This is a genomic window from Streptomyces sp. NPDC088116 (assembly GCF_044741745.1).
Lineage (GTDB): Bacteria > Actinomycetota > Actinomycetes > Streptomycetales > Streptomycetaceae > Streptomyces.
Genome location: NZ_JBIUTF010000005.1, coordinates 645,816 through 664,970 on the forward strand (window position 1 = coordinate 645,816; position 19,155 = coordinate 664,970).

The window sequence follows — 19,155 nt, forward strand, 5'->3', positions numbered from 1 at the left end:
CCAGACCCCGCTCCCTGATCCGGCCTGATCCAAACGAAAGACTTCAGCGCCTGTCCGGAGGCAGGGACCGATCCGCCCCCGGGCACCGGCCCCGGATTATGATGCCGGGAGGGGACCGGAGCTCCGTAACCACACGGAAGGGGCGGACCGCTACCCGGAGCACATATCGAGGAGACAGAGATGTCGCACGCCCCCGATGTTCCCGGAGCCGGTTCTGCCGGTTCGGCCGGTTCGGTCAATTCACCTGGTTCTGCCGGTTCGGACACCCCGAATCTCGACTTCGCCGGGACCACTCCGTACGAGGACTACGTCCAGGCGGACGTCCTCACCCATTTGCAGCACCCGCTCTCGGACGACCCCGGGGAGATGGTCTTTCTCGTCACCACCCAGGTCATGGAGCTGTGGTTCACCGTCATCGTCCATGAGTGGGAGACCGCGTCCCGCGCGCTGCGCGAGGACCGCACACAGGTGGCCGTGGACGCGCTCAAGCGGTCCGTACGCGAGCTGGACGCGCTCAACGCGTCGTGGAAGCCGCTCGGTCAGCTGACACCCGCGCAGTTCAACTCGTACCGCGGCGCGCTCGGCGAGGGCTCCGGCTTCCAGTCGGCGATGTACCGGCGGATGGAGTTCCTGCTCGGTGACAAGTCGGCGTCGATGCTCGTGCCGCACCGGGGCGCCCCGCGCGTCCACGCCGAGCTGGAGAAGGCGCTCCAGGAGCCGAGCCTGTACGACGAGGTGCTGCGGCTGCTCGCCCGGCGCGGGCTGCCGGTGCCGAAGGCGGTGCTCCAACGGGATCTGTCGCTGCGGTACGAGCCGTCCCCCGAGGTCGAGGCGATCTGGGCGGCCCTTTACGCGGACCCCGACCAGCAGGGCGAACTCGTCCGGCTGGGCGAGGCGTTGACGGATGTCGGTGAGCTGGTCTGGCGATGGCGCAACGACCATCTGGTGGCGACCCGGCGGGCGATGGGTTCCAAGACCGGTACGGGCGGTTCCGCGGGCGTCGCCTGGCTGGAGAAGCGCGCCACGAAGAACGTCTTCCCCGAACTGTGGACGGCGCGCAGCCATGTCTGAGCCCTCCTCCGTACCTGCCGGGACCGGGTCCTCCGCGCACCCCGGGTCTTCTGACGGGTCCTCCGCGCACCCCCAGTCCCCGGTCGGACCCCTGGTCCGGAAGGCCGCCGCGCTCGACGCCGCCGATGAACTGCGCGCACTGCGCGACCTGTTCACACTCGACGACGCCACCGTCTATCTCGACGGGAACTCGCTCGGCGCCCTGCCCCGCCATGTCCCCGCGCGTCTCCAGGACGTCGTCGGCCGCCAGTGGGGCGAGCTGGGTATCCGCTCCTGGAGCGAGAGCGGCTGGTGGACCGCGCCGGAGCGGATCGGTGACCGGATAGCGCCGCTCGTCGGCGCCGGGCCGGGCCGGATCGTGGTCGGCGACTCCACCAGCGTCAATGTCTTCAAGGCCGTGATCGCGGCCGGGCGCCTGCTGGATCCGGCGGAACCGGCCAGGGACGAGATCCTTCTCGACGCCACGACCTTTCCCACGGACGGGTACATCGCGCGGTCCGCGGCCCGGATGACGGGCAGTCCGATCGTCCCCGTCGACCCGGCCGACCTGTCCGGCGCGCTCGGTCCGCGTACCGCCGTCGTGCTCCTCAACCATGTCGACTTCCGTACGGGACGCCTCCACGACCTCCCCGGGATCACCGCGGCCGTGCACGAGGCCGGGGGCATCGTCGTCTGGGACCTGTGCCACAGCGCGGGCGCCCTGCCGGTGGGGCTGGACGCGCACGGTGTGGATCTCGCGGTGGGCTGCACGTACAAGTACCTGAACGGCGGGCCCGGTTCACCGGCCTTCCTCTACGTCGCCGAGCGCCACCAGGAACGGTTCGACTCCCCGCTGCCCGGCTGGAACTCGCACACCGATCCGTTCTCGATGGCCCCCGACTACGCGGCCGGGGACGGCGCCGTACGCGGCCGGGTCGGCACCCCGGACATCCTCTCGATGCTGGCGATGGACGCGGCCCTCGACGTCTGGGAGGGGGTGCGCATCGAGGCGGTACGGGAGAAGAGCCTGGCGCTCACGGACTTCTTCCTGGAGTGTGTGGAGGCGTACGCCCCGCGCGGGAGGGTCCGTTCGCTGACGCCCGCCGCGCATGCCGAACGCGGCAGCCAGATCGCCCTGCGGTGTGCCGAGGCGCCCGCCGTGATGGAGGCGCTCATCGGGCGCGGGGTGGTCGGCGATCTGCGCCGGCCGGACGTACTGCGCTTCGGGTTCACCCCTCTGTACACGGGTTTCGCGGACACGGAACGGGCGGCGAGAGTGCTGGGGGAGGTCCTGGGGGAAGTGCCGGACACGCTTTAGCGCAGGGACGGCCCTTGGGGTCGGTCCGCGTGACTACGGGGACGTGAGGGGCGAACTGGGGCCTGTGGGGCTGGTAGCGTCCCGCTGATCAGACCCATGCCGATCAGCCCCCTGCGATCTGGTCAATTCGGCCCCCGTACCGAAAGGTTGGAGCAAGATGCCGGACCCCGCCGCGCACGATGCTGTCGCTCGTGACGCCGCCGAGGCCGAATCGGCCTTCGCCCACCCGGCCGTCCGGCCCGACGCCACCGCCGCCTACGGCGAGCACCCTGATCAGGTGATCGACTTCTACGCTCCCCGGGCCAACCAGGAGAGCGTGCCGCTCGTCGTCGTCCTGCACGGCGGGGCTTGGCGGGCACCGTACGACCGGGCCCACCTCAGCCCGTTCGCGGACTTCCTGGCCCGGCGCGGGTTCGCGGTCGCCAATGTGGAGTACCGGCGCGGTGCGGTGCTTCCACAGCAGGGCGGCGAGGCGGCGGATGGCGGTTCGGCGGAGAGCGGGGCGGCGGTGGCGGGGCGCTGGCCGGAGACGTTCGACGATGTGGCAGCCGCGATGGACGCGATGCCCGCGCTCGTCGCGGACGCGCTGCCGCAGGCCGACGCGCGGCGGACCGTGGTGACCGGGCACTCCGCCGGCGGCCATCTCGCACTCTGGGCGTCGGCCCGGCATGTACTGCCCGAGGGCTCGCCCTGGCGCCTGCCGCAGCCGCCGCCGCTGCGCGGTGTCGTCGCGCTGGCTCCGATCGCGGATCTCGTACGGGCCGTGGAGCTGGATGTGTGCGGCGGGGCGATCCTCCAACTGCTCGGCGGCGAAGAGGAGTTCAAGCACCGCAGGGAGAGCGCCGACCCGGCGGTGCTGGTGCCGACGGGGATCGCGACGGCCGTGGTGCAGGGCCGTACGGATCTGACCGTGCCGTACGCCGTCCCCGAGGCCTATGTCGACGCGGCGGGCCGGGCGGGCGAGATGGTCGGGCTGACCTTGCTGGAGGGCGTCGGGCACTTCCCGCTCATCGACCCGGCGGCGGACGCGTGCGCGGTGGTGGCGGAGGAGATCGCCCAGCTCGCGTGGTGAGCGCGGGAGCGGGAGTGATGTGTGCCGGGGTGGTGCGTGCCGGGGTGATGTGTGCCGGGGTGGTGCGTGCCGGGGTGGTGCGTGCCGGAGTGGTGCGTGTGTGGTTGTACTCCGTGAAGCGGACGTCTTCCCTGCCTGGTCGGACCGTGTAGTACCTGGGACGGACGGGCGAGGATCCCCATCCCTGGTGACGCCCCCGCCCACCTGCGCCGCCTACCGTGGCACCGTGACCGAGACAGACACCGGGAAGCCCCGGAGCCCCGAGTTCCGCCTGGCCGTGGGGGCGCTCGCCGGCCTGCGCCAGGATCTCTTCCAGGACGCCTTCGCCTACCGTCCGCTGAAGCCCATGCGGACGGACGGCCCGATCGTCCGCCGGCTGCCGGGCCGGCTGCGTGAGCGCGCGGCCTGGACCCCGCACATCGCCATCGGGCTGGGCGCGCTGGCGGTCCTGCTCCTGGCCCTCGCCGACCGCGCGTACCCGCCCGACTGCGTCGCGGTGCTGGTGGTGCTGCTGACGCTGGTCAGGCCGGTCGGTGCCTGGTGGCTGGCGCTGGGTGTCAGCATGGTGATAACCGCCTTCGACGATTTCGACTGGCCCTGGACACCGGGTGCCTTTCTCGCCTACCTCATCGTGATGGCGGTGGTGGCGGTCCGTACCCGCCCCCGCGTCGCCGCCTGGATGTGGATGATCACGGTGGCCTACGCGACGTTCGTCGAAACCTTCCTCAACCGCGGTCACGGGTACGGAAGTTCGACGTCCTTGCTGATGATCTTCCTCTCCGCGATCATGCTGCTGGGCATCGCCATGCTGCATGTCCGGCGCGACGCGGACCGGGAGGTCGCGGCCCAGCAGAGCGTCACCGCCGTCGAACGCGACCGGCGCACGCTGCTGGAGGAGCGCACCACCATCGCCCGCGAGCTGCACGATGTGGTCGCGCACCACATGTCGGTCGTCGCGATCCAGGCCGAGGCCGCCCCGTACCGGGTGGAGAATCCGCCGCCCGAGCTGGAACAGGCCTTCGTCACGATCCGCGAGAACGCCGTCGCCGCGCTGACCGAACTGCGCCGCGTCCTCGGTGTCGTACGGTCGGCGGACTACCAGGCCCCGGACGCCCCGCAGCCCACGCTCGCCGATCTCGACGTGCTCCTCGGCAATGTCCGGGACGCGGGTCTGACCGTGGAGAAGAGCGTCACCGGCTCGGTCCGTACGCTTCCGCAGGGCGTCGAGCTGTCGGCGTACCGCATCGTCCAGGAGGCGCTCAGCAACGCGCTGCGGCACGCGCCGGGGTCGAGCGCGAGTGTCGAGATCAGTTACGTACTGGGCGGGATCGGCCTGCGGATCGTCAACACACCGCCCCGGGGCCTGGTCAAACCGTCTCCCGGCTCGGGACACGGCATCACGGGTATGCGGGAGCGTGTGGCCATGCTGAACGGTGAGATGACCGCGGATCTCCTGGAGGACGGTGGCTACGAGGTGGCGGCGTTCATCCCGGTGGCCGCCGTGCGGGACGGGGACGCGTCATGACGATCCGGGTACTGATCGTCGACGATCAGGTGATGGTCCGCGAAGGCTTCTCGGTGCTGCTGAACGCGATGCCGGACATCGAGGTCGTGGGGGAGGCGGTGAACGGCCGCGAGGCCGTCCGCCAGGTCACCGTGCTGCGCCCCGACGTGGTGCTGATGGACATCCGGATGCCGGAGCTGAACGGCATCGAGGCGACCCGCGAGATCGTCGCGGGCGACGCCGACGCGAAGGTGCTGGTGCTGACCACCTTCGACCTCGACGAGTACGTGTACGAGGCGCTGCGCGCCGGTGCCTCGGGCTTTCTGCTCAAGGACGCCTCGGCGCGTCAACTGGCCGACGGGGTACGGGTGGTGGCGGCCGGCGAGTCGCTGCTGGCGCCGACCGTCACCAGGCGGCTGATCACGGAGTTCTCCAAGATCTCGGAGACCCCGCGGGCCCCGACGATGGCCCGGATAGGTGATCTCACGGAACGCGAGACGGAGGTCCTGGTACTGATCGCGCAGGGTCTGTCGAACGCGGAGATCGCCGAGCATCTGGTGGTCGCGGAGTCCACGATCAAGACACATGTGAGCCGGATCCTGGTGAAGCTGGGGCTGCGGGACCGTACGCAGGCGGCGGTGTTCGCCTACGAGGCGCGGCTGGTCACGCCCGGGTGAGGCGGCGGGCGGTAAACAGTCGGTAGCGCGCGCGGCGGCCCGCTTCGTCCACAACCTGTGGACGAAGCGGGCCGCCGTGCGCCGTGCGCCGTGCGCCCGGTCCGGTTCAGTTCAGCATGTCCCTGCGCCGCAGCCCCGCCAGACCCGCCGCCGTCAGCGCCGCCGCGAGCGCGGTCAGTACGGCCACCGGCGTCCACGCCATCTCCGCGCCCGGCAGCTTGGGCAGATGCCCGAACGGCGACAGGTTCATCACCGCCTGCGGGAGGTCGATCGCCGGGCCGATCCAGCCGAGGGCCAGGGCGAGACCGGCGACCGCCCACGCGGCCACGGCCGCCTTCGGCAGAGCGCCGTACAGCAGGACCGCCAGCGCGCCCAGCAGCCAGATCGCGGGCAGTTGTACGAGGGCGGCGCCCAGGATTCCCGGCAGGTCATGGCCGTATCCGAGGGACAGGCCCACACCGCCGAGCAGCATGATCAAGGCGGCGCCGCCGAAGGCGATCAGCAGATGGCCCGCCGCCCAGCGCAGTCGGCCGACCGAACCCGCCAGGACCGGTTCGGCGCGCCCGCCGGTCTCCTCGCCGTACAGCCGCAGCACGGAGGCGACCACGTACAGCGCCGCGACCATGCCGAGCATGCCGGTCATCGCGGCGAGGAAGGCGTCGGTGAGGCCCTGGTGGCCGCCCATCCGCTGGAAGATCTCCCTGGTCCGCTCGTTGTCGCCGACCAGTTCCGCCGCTCCCTCGGTGATGCCGCCGAAGAGGATCCCGGCCAGCAGGAAGCCGGTTCCCCAGCCGATGAGGCCGCCGCGCTGGAGCCGCAGGGCGAGCGCGCCCGCCGTGCCGAGGCTTCCGGCGGCGGGCCCCGGCCGGGCGGGCAGGAAGCTCATGCCGATGTCGCGCCGGCTCGTGAGGGCGTACGCGAGGACGGCCTGGACGGCGACGGCGGCCGCCAGGATCAGCAGCGCCCACCACCGTTCGTCCGCGTAGGCGCGTACGTTCTCCGCCCAGCCGATCGGGGAGAGCCAGGTCAGGACGGAGGAGCCGTCGTCGGTCGCGGCGTCGCCGGCCGCCTTGAGCACGAACGCGGCGCCGACGACCGCGCCCGTGAGGCCCTTCGCGAGCCGGGCGTTCTCGGTGATCTGCGCGGCGATCGCGGCGGTGCAGGCGAAGAGCATGCCGACGCCCGCCGTCGCGAGGCCGAGCGCCAGTGAACCGGTCGGGTCCCCGATGGCACCCGCCAGGCCGACGGTGATCACCAGCGCCAGCGCGGTGTTGGCGATCAGGGCCGTGAGCAGGGCGGCGGTCAGCGGCGCCCGGCGTCCGACCATCGCGGAGGACAGCATCTCCTGACGGCCCGTCTCCTCCTCCTCGCGGGTGTGCCGTACGACGATGAGCAGGCTCATCACGGCGGCGAGCGCGGACCCGAAGGCGATCATGCGCGCGGTGGTGAGCCCGCCGACGGAGTCGGTGAAGAAGGGCCCGTACAGCGCGCGCAGCGAGCTGTTGGACGACATCGACCGTACGACGTCCGCCCGCGCGGCGGCCGTGCCGTACAGCGAGGTGTAGGAGTCCGCGACCGACAGGTACGAAGCGCCGAGGGCGAGCACCCACACCGGGATCATGATCCGGTCGCGGCGCAGGGCGAGCCTCAGCAGCGGTCGCGTACCGGCGAGATGCCGGGTGCCGCCGGTGCGCGCGGCCGGTACGACCCCGGTGGTGGCGGTGGTGGCGGTCATCGGGACACCGCCCCGCCGACGGCCGGCCGCTGCTCGTCGGCCGCGTAATGGCGCATGAACAGCTCTTCCAGGGTGGGCGGGGTGCTGGTCAGCGAGCGGATGCCGGACGCGGAGAGGGAGCGCAGTACGGCGTCGAGCTTGTCGGTGTCCACCTGGAGCCGGATCCGGTGGCCCCGGCCCCCGTCGAGGGTCTGTTCGGCGAGGCCGTGCACGCCGGGGAGTCCGGCGAGTGCGCCGGGCGGGCCGGACAGCTCCGCGCTGACGCTCGTACGGGTCAGATGGCGCAGCTCGGTGAGCGAACCCGATTCGACGGTCGTCCCCTTGCGGATGATGCTCACCCGGTCGCAGAGCGCCTCGACCTCGCTCAGTACATGGCTGGAGAGGAGGACGGTCCTGCCCCGGTCGCGCTCCTCGACGACGCAGCTCTGGAAGACCTCCTCCATCAGCGGGTCGAGCCCGGAGGTCGGCTCGTCGAGGATCAGCAGGTCCACGTCCGAGGCGAACGCGGCGACCAGGGCGACCTTCTGGCGGTTGCCCTTCGAGTACGTACGCCCCTTCTTGGTGGGGTCGAGTTCGAAGCGGTCGACGAGCCGCGCCCGGCGGGCGGTGTCCAGGCCGCCGCGCAGCCGTCCGTACAGGTCGATGACCTCGCCGCCGGAGAGGTTGCGCCACAGTGTCACGTCCCCCGGTACGTAGGCCACGCGCCGGTGCAGGTCGACGGCGTCCTTCCACGGGTCCCGGCCGAGGAGCTGGGCCGCGCCGGAGTCGGCGCGCAGCAGGCCCAGGAGGACCCGGATGGTGGTGGATTTGCCCGCTCCGTTGGGGCCGAGGAAGCCATGGACCTCACCGGTCTCGACGGCGAGGTCGAGACCGTCCAGCGCCTGCGTCCGGCCGAACGACTTGTGCAGTCCGGCGACGGTGATTGCCTTCGTCATGATGTGGAACGTACGCTACTTTCACAAAGTTATGAAGTTAAGGAAGCGTAAAAAGGGTCGGGTTAGGATCGGGGGAGCAGGCCGAGACGGGGGCGTTGAGGGAGACGATGGGGCGATGAGCAGCCAGAACAGCGCGAGCGGTCCGGGCGGCCCGGGGGGCCCGGACCAGGGCGACCGGCGGCCGAGGGCGGACACGGAGGCGGTGGCGCGCTTCGTGGAGCGTTTCGCGTCCGAGATGACCGGGGCCGGGATGCAGCGGGCGGCGGCCCGGGTCTTCGCCGCCCTGCTGGCCTCGGACGACGCGAGCCTGACCTCCGCCGAGCTGAGCGAACAGCTCAGCATCAGCCCCGCCGCCGTGTCGGGCGCGATCCGCTACCTCACCACGGTCGGCATGGTCAGCAGGGAGCGCGACCCCGGCTCCCGCCGGGACCGCTACCGGCTGCGCAACGAACTCTGGTATGCCACCCTCGCCCAGCGGGACTCGCTGCTGACCCGCTGGGAGGACGCCCTGCGCGAAGGCGTCGACTCGCTCGGGAGGGACAGTCCGGCGGGGGCGCGGGTCGCCGAGACGCTGGCCTTCTTCGAATTCATGCAGGAGGAGTTGGGTGACCTGCTGGAGCGCTGGAAGGAGCACCGGGCGGGCCTGCTCCTCGAAGGGGGCCGGGCCGAGGGCGGCCGGAGCTGAGCGGCGAGGGGGCCGTGCCTCAGCCGGTGGCCGGGGCCGTCCCTCGGGCGGTGGCCGGGTCCGGTCCCCGGCCGGTGTCCGCCCTTGGGGTGAACACTCCGGCGTGCGCCGCGTGGTACGCCGCTTCCGCGCTGACCTGGACCAGACGCTCGTCGACCGGGCCGCGCAGGACCAGGAGCCGGTAGTAGAAGGGGGCGCTGAGGGCTTCGATCACTTCCTTCGCGTCCACGTCCGGGGGGAGTTCGCCGCGCGCGACCGCGTGGTCCACGATCCGGGTCACATGCTCGATCCGGGCGGTGAAGGTGCCGCGCACGATGTCCGCGATATGGGGGTCGTGCGCGGCCGCGGCGATGATTCCCTCGATGACATTGCGGTTGCGCAGCGTGCCGTGGAACTCGGCGATGGCCTGGGCGAGTTCACGCAGATCCCGCCGGAAGTCGCCCGAGTCGGGGGTGGGGATGGTCGTGCTGTGCTGCGACAGCAGGTCGATGACCACGCCTTCGATGGTGCGCCAGCGCCGTCGGATGGTCGAGACATGGACTCCGGAACGCACGGCGAGTGTGTCCATCGTCAGGGCCGCGAACTCACGTGTGCCCAGCTCTTCGAGGGCCGCCGCAAGGACGGCCGCGCGGGTGCGGGCCGTCCGCCCGCCGGGCCGGGCCGAGCCGTGAGGTGGTCGCTCTGTCGTCATGGTCCTCGTCGTCGCCGTGGTCGTCCCGTACTCGCGCAATCTAATGCGTCCGGTGCGCACCGGATCTTCACTCCCGCCTCCCCTGCCTCGGCTGAATCGCGTTGCGTGACGTGCTCACGTCGCGATAACGTAGCCGCCTTAATGCGTGGCATCACGCATTAAGGTTCGGGGGATTGGGGGGCCGCGGGGCGTGATCGCGCCCGCGGCCCCCCCAACAGAATGCGCGGGAAGCGGGAAGCGGGAAGCGGGAAGCGGGAAGCGGGCCTGGGTGAGGCCATGCCCCTACGCCGCGACCCACGCCAGCCCCACGCCGCGCCCTACAGCCGACGCCCTACGCTCCGGCCGCCGTCCCGGCTCCCGCCGCCGCGCCCGTTCCCGCCCCGGCGGGCAGTGTCAGCTCCCACGCCGCCGGCCGGAGCGTCCAGGTCCGGGTCCGTACCGGGCCCGTGAGCCGGGCGTCCGCGCGGTAGCGGAAGTCCGCGCCCGAGACCGTCACGGACAGCGCGCTGGCCCGGACCGGTTCGGCCGCCGCGTGGGTACGGATCACGACCTCGGCGCGACCGCCGCAGGAGCGCACCGTCACCCCCTCGACCAGTTCGTCCAGGTCGCTGAGCAGCACGCCGTCCGCCTCCACCCGCAGTCGGTGCGTACGCGTGGCGAGGGCTCCCGGGACCGGCCCGACCAGCGTGCGGACCAGGGACCGGCAGGTGTGCCAGACGGCCGCCGCCCCGGCCGCCGGGCCCGCACCGCCCGTGCTGCCCGCCCCGGACGGGGCGCGGGCGCCCAGGGCCCCGAACATCCCGTCGGCCCGGTCGGCCCGGTCCATCCTTTCCGCGCGGCCCGCCCCGTCCGTCACCGGGAGGGCCGGGATCCGCAGGTCCCCCAGCACCACCCCGTCGCTGTCGTCGACCAGCAGATCCAGTCGGCGTACCACCCCGTCCAGCACGGCACGCGCCGCCGCCACCGCGCCCGTCGGCACGCCCAGCGAACGCGCCAGGTCCACCGAGGCGCCGACCGGTACCAGCGAGAGCGCCCCGGACGCCAGCTCCCGTTCCCGGTGGAGCAGGCCGACCATCCGCAGCAGCGCGCGGTCGTCACCGATCAGCACGGGCCGTCTGCTGCCCCGTCTGGCCAGCGCCCGCGCGAACTCCTCGGGGCCGTCGGGGAGCGCGATTTTCATCGTCGCACCCGCGCCCAGCACGTCTTTCGCGATCCGTACGGATTCGCCGTCGGTCCGGCGGGCGACCGGGTCGATGACCACCAGAAGATCTTGCGCGCCGTTCTCGGCGGGCTCCGGAGCCGACACCTCGGTCCTTCCTCGGGTAGCATCTTTGTGCAAGAGCCCCTTGCGCTATTGCGCCAGGGGCTTCGTCTATTCCGGGGCAACCGGTTCGACGGTTCGGGCTGTGTCGTACAACGTTGTGCGATGGCATTGCAATGACATACGGCACACGTGCGCCGTACGGAAAGCGTGTGCGCGCTCCCTGACCTTGGACATGCCCCGCCCGGAAGGGGTGTACGCCTGTGCCCGCACTTGTGCTGCTCGGTGCTCAGTGGGGTGACGAAGGCAAGGGAAAGGCCACCGACCTGCTCGGTGGATCCGTGGACTATGTCGTGCGCTATCAGGGCGGCAACAACGCCGGCCACACGGTCGTCGTGGGCGACCAGAAGTACGCACTGCATCTCCTCCCTTCCGGAATCCTCTCCCCGGGGTGTACCCCGGTGATCGGCAACGGAGTGGTCGTCGACCCGGCTGTCCTGTTCTCCGAGCTGAGCGGGCTCAACGAGCGCGGTGTCGACACGTCCAAGCTGCTGATCAGCGGCAACGCGCACTTGATCACTCCGTACCACACCACGATGGACAAGGTGACGGAACGGTTCCTCGGATCGAGGAAGATCGGCACGACGGGCCGGGGCATCGGCCCGACCTACGCCGACAAGATCAACCGCGTGGGTATCCGTGTCCAGGACCTGTACGACGAGTCGATCCTGATCCAGAAGGTCGACGCGGCGCTGGACTTCAAGAACCAGATCCTCGCCAAGCTCTACAACCGGCGCGCCATAGAGTCCGGCAGGATCGTCGAAGAGCTGCTGACGTTCGCGGACCAGCTCAAGCCGTATGTGTCGGACACGACGCTGGTGCTCAACAACGCGATCGACGAGGGCAAGGTCGTCCTCTTCGAGGGCGGCCAGGGCACGCTGCTCGACGTGGACCACGGCACGTACCCCTTCGTCACCTCCTCCAACCCGACCGCGGGCGGCGCCTGCACCGGCGCGGGTGTGGGGCCGACGAAGATCAGCCGGGTCATCGGCATCCTCAAGGCGTACACGACACGTGTCGGCGCCGGGCCGTTCCCGACGGAGCTGTTCGACGACGACGGCGAGGCGCTGCGCCGTATCGGCGGCGAGCGGGGAGTCACGACGGGCCGCGACCGCCGCTGCGGCTGGTTCGACGCGGTGATCGCGCGTTACGCGACGCGGGTCAACGGCCTGACGGACTTCTTCCTCACCAAGCTGGACGTGCTGACCGGCTGGGAGCGGATCCCGGTGTGTGTGGCGTACGAGATCGACGGCAAGCGCGTCGAGGAACTCCCGTACAGCCAGACGGACTTCCACCACGCGAAGCCGGTGTACGAGTACCTGCCGGGCTGGTCGGAGGACATCACGAAGGCGACGACCTTCGCCGAGCTGCCGAAGAACGCGCAGGCGTACGTGAAGGCGCTGGAGGAGATGTCCGGTGCGCCGATCTCGGCGATCGGCGTGGGTCCGGGACGTACGGAGACGATCCAGATCAACTCGTTCCTGTAGTCCGGTGGTTGATCGCGCGGCGCCCCGGTGCGTGGAGCGCGCGGCGCCCCGGCGGCCGTGATGGACGGCCGCCGGGGCGCTGTCGTGCGCGCGTCGTTGTCCGGGACGACAGCGTCGGCCCGGACACGGCCCGGATCTCCGGTGCGACCTGTCCGTACGCCGTCTACGACGCGGCCTCCGGGCGCTGCACGAGGGCGCTGCGCCGTGCGGCGACGACGGACGAGGGCGGCCGCGGGCTCTGCCTCGTCTCCCGGTGCGCCGAGCGCCGGGGTAGGCGATACCTGGCCAGCGGCAAGATCGTCTGGACCGGACAGTCGCCGGCGGGCGGATCCCCGCCCCCGAACGCCCTCACGGACGGGGCCCTGCTGGACCAGTGGGACGACTCGGACCGGTGACAGCCGGACCCGTGCTCGGTACGTTCCCGACCCTCCCGCCCGGGTGGAACAGCGCGCACACGAAGGCGATGGCGAGCGCGATGGCCATGCCGTAGAAGACCGCCCGGTTGGCCTCGGCGAAGTCCAGGCGGATGTCGCCGATGAGTTCGCGGGTGATCTGGGCGATGGGGCCCGAGCCGGTGGGTACGCGGGTGTCGCCGTTGCCCGTCACGGCCTCCGCGATGGTGTGACCCACGTTGTGGGCCGGGTCGCCGGGGACTCCCAGCGACTGGAGCGTCCCGGCGACGCGGTTCGTGGTGGTGTGCATGAGCACCGTGCCGAACAGCGCGACGCCCACGCAGGCCGCGAAGGTGCGGACGGTCTGCGTGAGGGCGGTCACCTCTTCGTACGGCGCGCCGATCACGCGGTGGACCGCGTCCGTCGAGGCCGGGGCCAGCAGGAAGCCGATGCCCGCGCCCGACAGGGCCACGTACGGCCATTGGTCGTGCATGGACAGCTGGGTCGTCTTGCTCGCCCACAGCGCGAATCCGAGGGTGCCCAGCGCGGTGCCGAGCAGGAGGGCGGGGCGGGCGCCGTACCTGTCCTGGACGCGGTCGCCCCAGTAGGAGGCGAAGGCGAAGCCGACGAAGAAGTAGAGGAGGTACAGCCCGGCCTGCTGCGGCGAGGCGCTGAGCGAGACCTGGCTGTACACCGAGGCGAAGAAGAACACCGGGACGAACGCCGTCATCGCGAAGAACAGCACCGCCGCGTCGACCGCGAAACCCCGGTCCCGGAAGGCGCGGAGGCCGAGGAGCGGATGATCCCTCCGGCTCCGGCTCAGTTCGTAGCGGCAGAACGCCACCAGCAGGAGCACCCCGATCACGAGGCAGGCCCAGGTCGCGGCCGAACCCCAGCCCCAGACGGCCGATTGCTGGAGACCCAGCACGCTCAGTCCCATGCCGGCCGCCACGAGTACGGCGCCGGGCAGGTCGAGGGGTTCGCGGCGCGGGGTGTCCGGGATCCGGGCCTTCGCCGTCAGGACGAGGGCGATCGCGGCGACCGGCACGTTGATCCAGAAGATCGCCCGCCAGCTCCAGGCGGTGAGCCAGCCGCCGAGCAGCGGGCCCAGTACGGTGAGCGCGCCCGCCAGCCAGAAGAACAGGCCCAGGGCCCGGCCGCGCCGGTCCACCGGGAACACCGCGATCACCACGGCGAGCGCCGCCGGGAACATCAGCGCCGCGCCCACGCCCTGCGTTGCCCGGAAGGCGATCAGCCAGCCCGGCGCGGCATCGCCCGCGGGGACGAGCGCGCAGAAGACCGAGGAGATCACGAAGACGAGGGTGCCGATCAGCATCACCCGGCGGTGCCCGAAGATGCCCGACAGCCGTCCGCCGAGGGCGAAGAACGCGGCCAGGGCCAGCAGGTAGACGTTGAACACCCACTGCATCGCGGTGGCCGAGAACCCCAGATCATGGACGATGTCCGGCGCGGCGACGGCCACGATGGTCTGGTCGATGAACGTCATCGACACGGCGAAGAGCATGGCGGCCAGAGCCATGGTCCGGTCCGGCGCGCCGCTCCCGGAGCCCGGTTCCGTATCCGGTCCCGTACGCGGTCCGGAGTCCGGTTCCGTACCCGGTCCGGAGCCCGGTTCTGCACCCGGTCGCGTACGCGGTCCGGTGCCGCGTCCCGTGGCCTTCCGCGCGTTCTTCCAGAGGTCCCGGCCCTTCGAGAGGCCCCGCCAGGGACCCTTTCCGGGGGCCGCTATATCCCCTTTGTCGCTCATGCGGGAATCTTCCCCTGAGGTGGGGGATCACGCACCCCGGACGGGACCGACCGGACCGGGGCGTTCCGGGGACCGACCGCCGCGTCAGTCCCCGGACGGCCGGGTCAGATGTGCGAACGCGTCCAGGTTCCGCGTCGACTCGCCCCGCGACACCCGCCACGCGTACTCCTTGCGGATCGCGCTTGCGAACCCCAGCTCCAGCAGGGTGTTGAAGGAACCGTCCGCCGCTTCGAGAACCGACCCCAGCAGCCGGTCGATCTCGTCCTCCGTGACCGCCGCCAGCGGGAGCTTGCCGGTGAGGTAGACGTCGCCGAGGCGGTCGACCGCGTAACTCACCCCGTACAGCTTGAGGTTGCGCTCCAGCAGCCAGCGCTGGACGCGTTCGGCGTTCTCGTCGGGGTGGCGGATGACGAAGGCGTTGAGGGACAGCGCGTGCCGGCCGACCCGCAGGGAGCAGGTCGTGGACAGCTTGCGGGTGCCGGGAAGGGTGACGACGTACGAGCCGGGCTCCGGGCTCTCCCACTCCAACTCGGCGGATTCCAGGGTGCGTTCGATGGTCTCGGAGGCGGCCCGGGTGGCCGGGACTTGGTGCGTGGTCCGCTGTACGTCAGCCATGGTGCGAGCGTACGTGTTCCGCCGTGATCAGAGGCGCGCGCTCAGCCGTGGTGCGGGTGTGCGCGCTCAGCCGTGGTGCGAGCGGACCCGGCGGCGGTGATCGTGCATCGCCTCCATGTACACGTCCGCCGTGGCCGAGGCCGCCCTGTCCCAGCCGAAGGACTGGGCGTGGCGCGCCGCCGCCCCGCCCATCCGGTCCACCAGCTCGGGGTGGTCGATGAACTCGCGCAGCGCCCGCGCGTACGCCGCCGGTTCGTGCCCCTCGACCAGCACGCCGGTCGAGCCGTCCCGTACCGCCACCGGCAGACCGCCCACGGACGCGGCCACCACCGGGGTGCCCGTCGCCTGGGCCTCGATGGCGACCAGGCCGAAGGATTCGCTGTACGAGGGCATGACCAGGACGGACGCGGCCCGGAACCAGTCCGCGAGCCGGCCCTGTTCGACCGGCGGCCGGAAGCGGACGACATCGGCGATCCCCAGCCGCGCGGCGAGCTTCTGGAGCCCCTCCGGCTTGGCCAGGCCCGTACCGCTCGGACCGCCGACGATCGGCACGACCAGCTTCGTACGCAGCGAGGGGTCCTCGTCGAGGAGTACGGCCACGGCGCGCAGCAGCACGTCAGGGGCCTTCAGCGGCTGTATGCGGCCCGCGAAGAGCGGTATGAACGCGCCTTGCGGCAGCCCGAGGCGGGCGCGCGCGGCGGCGCGGCCGTCCGCCGGACGGAACCGGTCGAGATTGACCCCGGGGTGCACGACGGCGGCCTTCGCCTGGTCGGCGTCGTAGAAGCGGACGAGGTCCTCGGCCTCCTCCGCCGTATTGGCGATCAGCCGGTCGGCGGCGCGCACGATCTGGGTCTCGCCGATGACACGGGCCGCGGGCTCGGGGGTGTCGCCCTCCGCCAGCGCGGCGTTCTTGACCTTCGCCATGGTGTGCATGGCGTGGACGAGCGGGACGCCCCACCGCTCGGAGGCGAGCCAGCCGACATGCCCGGACAGCCAGTAGTGGGAGTGGACGAGGTCGTAGTGGCCGGGGCGGTTGCCGGCCCAGGCCTGCATCACGCCATGGGTGAAGGCGCAGAGCTGCGCCGGCAGCTCCTCCTTCGCCAGGCCCTCGTAGGGACCTGCGTCGACATGCCGTACGAGCACACCGGGCGCCAGTTCCACGGCGGAGTCCAGTCCGCCGGTGGTGGCGCGGGTGAAGATCTCCACCTCGATGTCAATGGCGGCCAGCCGCTTCGCCAGCTCGACGATGTAGACGTTCATGCCGCCCGCGTCGCCCGTGCCCGGCTGGTGCAGCGGGGAGGTGTGGACGCTGAGCATGGCGATCCGCCGGGGGCGGCGGTGCTGGCCGGGGAGCCGGAGACGGGACGGCCGCGGCTGCCGCGGGGGCCCCACCAGCGTGCCGGCGATACGGGACACGTACTGGCTCACGACTGCGGTCCTCTCATCGGAGCTCGGAAACGAAACGCGGAGCTCGGAGCTCGGATCACGGCAAGGAAGAGGGGATGTGATCCCCTCCGAAGGCCGTCAACAGCTGAACGCACTCCTTCATTTCCGTTTTGCCAAATCATTACCCGAGGGGGCTCAACCTTCGGCGGCGAGGGCGCGGCCTCGGCACCCAAGGTTGACGAGGGCGCGCCCTCGGCGGAAGAGGGGCGGCCTTCGGCGGTGAAGGCTCGCGTCCCGGGCGGCTGCCCTGTCTCGTCGGGCGGCTGCCCCGTCTCGCTAGGGTCACTCGTATGGCGCATCCGTCCCCTTCCTCTTCCTCCCGGCCTGTGTCCCGCCCGGTGGGCACGGTGACCCGTGGCACCACCCACCAGAACCGGCTGCGCCGCATGGACCGCTGGATCACCGCCGTGCACGGCGGTGCGCTGCGCCGCTCCGGGGATCCCGTCGTGGTGGACCTGGGGTACGGGGCGGCGCCCTGGACCGCCGTCGAGCTGCTGCTGCGGCTGCGTACGGCCGCCCCGCGCGCCGAGGTCGTCGGCGTCGAGATCGATCCGGCCCGGGTCGACGGCGCGCGCCCGTACGAGCGCGACGGACTCCGGTTCCGGCACGGCGGCTTCGAGGTCCCGCTGGCGGGTGGCCGACGGCCGATGCTGATCCGGGCGGCCAATGTGCTGCGGCAGTACGACGAGGGCGACGTCGCCGCGGTCTGGGCACGGTTGTGCGCGCGTCTGGCGCCGGGCGGGCTGCTGGTCGAGGGGACATGCGACGAGATCGGCCGACGGCATGTCTGGGTCGCGCTCGGCCCGGAGGGTCCGCGTACGGTCACCTTCGCGACCCGGCTGGGCTCGCTGGAGCGGCCGTCCGACCTGGCGGAACGGCTGCCGAAGGCGCTGATCCACCGCAATGTGCCGGGCGAGCCGGTGCACGCCTTCCTGCGGGACTTCGACCGGGCGTGGGCGGCGGCGGCGCCGTACGCCTCCCTGAGCGTGCGGCAGCGGTGGATCAGGGCCGTACGGGATCTCGCGGCCGACTGGCCGCTCGCGGACGATCCGCACCGGCTGCGGCAGGGCGAGGTGACGGTGAACTGGGCGGCGCTCGCGCCTGGTTCGGGTACGAACGCGCGCTGACGCTTCCTGTGAGGTTCTGGCTCTCTCTGTCGTTTTCAGGGGGGTCATGGCACGATCACGCGAGGTGTGGGGTTGGCTCGGAGGGGGAGCTTGTGAACCGACGTCGCTGTGCCGCTGCCGCGATCACGCTGGTCTGCGCGCTCGCCGTGTCGGCGTCGCCGGACATGATGAACCAGGCGTACGCGGCGCCTCCCGCTCCGTCGCCCGTGTCGTCTCCGCCGGCCGTCGCCCCGCCTCCGGTCGAACTCCCGCCGGGCGCGGGGGCGTCGACCGCCTCCGGTGCCCCCTCCGATGCCGCCTCCGGCGCTCCCGGCGGGAAGTCCCTCGAAGACGTACGGATCGAGATGGACGGCCTCTACCGCAAGGCCGCCTCCGCCACCGACGCGTACAACCTCGCCGAGGAGCGGGCCGAGAAGCAGTCGGCCGAGGTCGCGAAGCTGGCCGGGAACATCGCCGAGGGGCAGCGGCGGATGAACGACCTCAAGCAGCGCGCGGGGGCCGCCGCCCGTGCCCAGTACCAAAGGGGCGGGCTGCCGCCCGGGTCGGAGCTGGTGCTCACCGACGATCCGCGGCTCTTCCTGGACGGCGCGGGGCGCATACAGCAGGGCATGAAGGCCACCAGGAACCTTCTCGACGAACTGTCCAGGGCCCAGGAGGACTTGACGGCCTACGCCGCCGACGCGGGCGCGCAGTCGCGCAAGCTCGAAGCCAACCGGGTCGCGAAGGAGAAGGCGAAGAAGGAGATCACGAAGCGGATCGCCGCCGCGAAGAAGCTCGAAGCGGGCCTGGAGAAGAAGGAGCGCGCGCGGCTGGTGCGGCTGGAGAACGACACGGCGTCCACGGCGCAGTCGGCCTGGCTCTCCTCCGGCGCGCTCAAGGACATCGACCGGGCGCCGAGCGCGCAGGGCGAGAAGGCGGTCGGGTTCGCGACGGGGCAGATCGGCAAGCCGTACGTCTGGGGCGCGGAGGGGCCGTCCTCGTACGACTGCTCCGGGCTGACCTCGCAGGCGTGGGCGGCGGCCGGACGGACCGTACCGCGCACCTCGCAGGAGCAGTGGCGGCTGCTGCCGCGCGTCGACATCGAGGACATGCGGCCCGGTGACCTGATCATCTACCACCGGGACGCGAGCCATGTGGGGATGTACGTCGGCGACGGCGCGATCGTGCACGCGCCGAGGCCGGGGCGGGACGTGACGCTGACGGGCGCGGGCTCGATGCGGATTCTCGGGGTCGTACGCCCGGACAAAGCCGTACGCCCGGACAAAGCCGTACGCCCGGACGTAGTCGTACGCCCGGACACATAGGTCACCGCGGTGCCGTGCCGTGGGCGGG

General features: G+C 71.6%; 17 protein-coding genes. 10 read left to right on the forward strand and 7 right to left on the reverse strand.

Annotated elements, in window-relative coordinates:
• Positions 1-180 precede the first annotated feature (180 nt).
• From ACIOJD_RS23410 to ACIOJD_RS23430, 5 genes are all read left to right on the forward strand, one after another.
• Complete coding sequence (locus ACIOJD_RS23410; RefSeq protein ID WP_401916857.1) at positions 181-1,071, forward strand: tryptophan 2,3-dioxygenase; 891 nt, start codon at positions 181-183, stop codon at positions 1,069-1,071.
• Positions 1,064-2,368, forward strand: a complete 1,305-nt coding sequence (gene kynU / locus ACIOJD_RS23415; RefSeq protein ID WP_401916859.1) for a kynureninase — start codon at positions 1,064-1,066, stop codon at positions 2,366-2,368. Before ACIOJD_RS23410 ends, kynU begins: the two co-directional genes overlap by 8 nt.
• Before the next feature lie 157 nt (positions 2,369-2,525).
• On the forward strand, positions 2,526-3,440 hold the full coding sequence (locus ACIOJD_RS23420) for an alpha/beta hydrolase family protein (RefSeq protein ID WP_401916861.1): 915 nt from the start codon (positions 2,526-2,528) through the stop codon (positions 3,438-3,440).
• A gap of 226 nt (positions 3,441-3,666) precedes the next feature.
• On the forward strand, positions 3,667-4,965 hold the full coding sequence (locus ACIOJD_RS23425; protein ID WP_401916864.1) for a sensor histidine kinase: 1,299 nt from the start codon (positions 3,667-3,669) through the stop codon (positions 4,963-4,965).
• Positions 4,962-5,621: a response regulator gene (locus tag ACIOJD_RS23430; RefSeq protein ID WP_401916867.1), complete on the forward strand. Its 660-nt coding sequence runs from the start codon at positions 4,962-4,964 to the stop codon at positions 5,619-5,621. The genes ACIOJD_RS23425 and ACIOJD_RS23430 overlap by 4 nt, the downstream gene beginning before the upstream one ends.
• A 106-nt stretch (positions 5,622-5,727) precedes the next feature.
• Here the strand turns inward: ACIOJD_RS23430 and ACIOJD_RS23435 are convergent, their stop codons facing one another.
• Both ACIOJD_RS23435 and ACIOJD_RS23440 read right to left on the reverse strand, forming a co-directional pair.
• Positions 5,728-7,356 (reverse strand): ABC transporter permease, encoded by a 1,629-nt coding sequence (locus ACIOJD_RS23435; RefSeq protein ID WP_401916869.1) that lies wholly within the window; start codon positions 7,354-7,356, stop codon positions 5,728-5,730.
• On the reverse strand, positions 7,353-8,291 hold the full coding sequence (locus tag ACIOJD_RS23440; protein ID WP_401916872.1) for an ATP-binding cassette domain-containing protein: 939 nt from the start codon (positions 8,289-8,291) through the stop codon (positions 7,353-7,355). Before ACIOJD_RS23440 ends, ACIOJD_RS23435 begins: the two co-directional genes overlap by 4 nt.
• Before the next feature lie 115 nt (positions 8,292-8,406).
• Here ACIOJD_RS23440 and ACIOJD_RS23445 point away from each other — a divergent pair, with 115 nt between their 5' ends.
• A complete protein-coding gene (locus ACIOJD_RS23445) occupies positions 8,407-8,976 on the forward strand; it encodes a GbsR/MarR family transcriptional regulator (protein ID WP_401916873.1) in 570 nt (189 codons plus the stop codon).
• Positions 8,977-8,995: 19 nt separating this feature from the next.
• Here ACIOJD_RS23445 and ACIOJD_RS23450 read toward each other — a convergent pair whose 3' ends face one another.
• On the reverse strand, positions 8,996-9,667 hold the full coding sequence (locus ACIOJD_RS23450; RefSeq protein ID WP_401916875.1) for a TetR-like C-terminal domain-containing protein: 672 nt from the start codon (positions 9,665-9,667) through the stop codon (positions 8,996-8,998).
• Between the two features lie 331 nt (positions 9,668-9,998).
• On the reverse strand, positions 9,999-10,973 hold the full coding sequence (locus tag ACIOJD_RS23455) for a diacylglycerol kinase (RefSeq protein ID WP_401916878.1): 975 nt from the start codon (positions 10,971-10,973) through the stop codon (positions 9,999-10,001).
• A gap of 218 nt (positions 10,974-11,191) precedes the next feature.
• Here ACIOJD_RS23455 and ACIOJD_RS23460 point away from each other — a divergent pair, with 218 nt between their 5' ends.
• Positions 11,192-12,475, forward strand: coding sequence for an adenylosuccinate synthase (locus tag ACIOJD_RS23460; protein ID WP_401916881.1), 1,284 nt, complete (start codon positions 11,192-11,194; stop codon positions 12,473-12,475).
• A gap of 8 nt (positions 12,476-12,483) precedes the next feature.
• Positions 12,484-12,870, forward strand: a complete 387-nt coding sequence (locus ACIOJD_RS23465; protein WP_401916884.1) for a hypothetical protein — start codon at positions 12,484-12,486, stop codon at positions 12,868-12,870.
• Here ACIOJD_RS23465 and ACIOJD_RS23470 read toward each other — a convergent pair.
• From ACIOJD_RS23470 to mshA, 3 genes are all read right to left on the reverse strand, one after another.
• A complete protein-coding gene (locus ACIOJD_RS23470) occupies positions 12,824-14,635 on the reverse strand; it encodes an MFS transporter (RefSeq protein ID WP_401916886.1) in 1,812 nt (603 codons plus the stop codon). The two genes, ACIOJD_RS23465 and ACIOJD_RS23470, sit on opposite strands and share 47 nt — an antisense overlap.
• A gap of 84 nt (positions 14,636-14,719) precedes the next feature.
• Positions 14,720-15,250, reverse strand: a complete 531-nt coding sequence (locus ACIOJD_RS23475; protein ID WP_401916889.1) for a YbjN domain-containing protein — start codon at positions 15,248-15,250, stop codon at positions 14,720-14,722.
• 66 nt (positions 15,251-15,316) lie between these two features.
• Entirely contained in the window at positions 15,317-16,678 is a 1,362-nt protein-coding gene (mshA, locus tag ACIOJD_RS23480; protein WP_401916891.1) for a D-inositol-3-phosphate glycosyltransferase, read from the reverse strand.
• A gap of 308 nt (positions 16,679-16,986) precedes the next feature.
• Here mshA and ACIOJD_RS23485 point away from each other — a divergent pair, with 308 nt between their 5' ends.
• Positions 16,987-17,823 carry a class I SAM-dependent methyltransferase gene (locus tag ACIOJD_RS23485; RefSeq protein WP_401916894.1) on the forward strand — a complete coding sequence of 279 codons (837 nt, stop codon included), beginning with the start codon at positions 16,987-16,989 and terminating at the stop codon, positions 17,821-17,823.
• A gap of 92 nt (positions 17,824-17,915) precedes the next feature.
• Entirely contained in the window at positions 17,916-19,127 is a 1,212-nt protein-coding gene (locus ACIOJD_RS23490; protein ID WP_401916897.1) for an NlpC/P60 family protein, read from the forward strand.
• Positions 19,128-19,155: the final 28 nt, after the last annotated feature.

Bases quoted from the DNA above. Each gene is read 5' to 3' on its own strand.
- ACIOJD_RS23475 (WP_401916889.1), bottom strand. From the start codon at position 15,250: ATGGCTGACGTACAGCGGACCACGCACCAAGTCCCGGCCACCCGGGCC.
- ACIOJD_RS23445 (WP_401916873.1), top strand. From the start codon at position 8,407: ATGAGCAGCCAGAACAGCGCGAGCGGTCCGGGCGGCCCGGGGGGCCCG.
- ACIOJD_RS23420 (WP_401916861.1), top strand. From the start codon at position 2,526: ATGCCGGACCCCGCCGCGCACGATGCTGTCGCTCGTGACGCCGCCGAG.
- kynU (WP_401916859.1), top strand. From the start codon at position 1,064: ATGTCTGAGCCCTCCTCCGTACCTGCCGGGACCGGGTCCTCCGCGCAC.
- ACIOJD_RS23430 (WP_401916867.1), top strand. From the start codon at position 4,962: ATGACGATCCGGGTACTGATCGTCGACGATCAGGTGATGGTCCGCGAA.
- ACIOJD_RS23470 (WP_401916886.1), bottom strand. From the start codon at position 14,635: ATGAGCGACAAAGGGGATATAGCGGCCCCCGGAAAGGGTCCCTGGCGG.
- ACIOJD_RS23440 (WP_401916872.1), bottom strand. From the start codon at position 8,291: ATGACGAAGGCAATCACCGTCGCCGGACTGCACAAGTCGTTCGGCCGG.
- ACIOJD_RS23450 (WP_401916875.1), bottom strand. From the start codon at position 9,667: ATGACGACAGAGCGACCACCTCACGGCTCGGCCCGGCCCGGCGGGCGG.
- ACIOJD_RS23410 (WP_401916857.1), top strand. From the start codon at position 181: ATGTCGCACGCCCCCGATGTTCCCGGAGCCGGTTCTGCCGGTTCGGCC.
- ACIOJD_RS23485 (WP_401916894.1), top strand. From the start codon at position 16,987: ATGGCGCATCCGTCCCCTTCCTCTTCCTCCCGGCCTGTGTCCCGCCCG.
- ACIOJD_RS23435 (WP_401916869.1), bottom strand. From the start codon at position 7,356: ATGACCGCCACCACCGCCACCACCGGGGTCGTACCGGCCGCGCGCACC.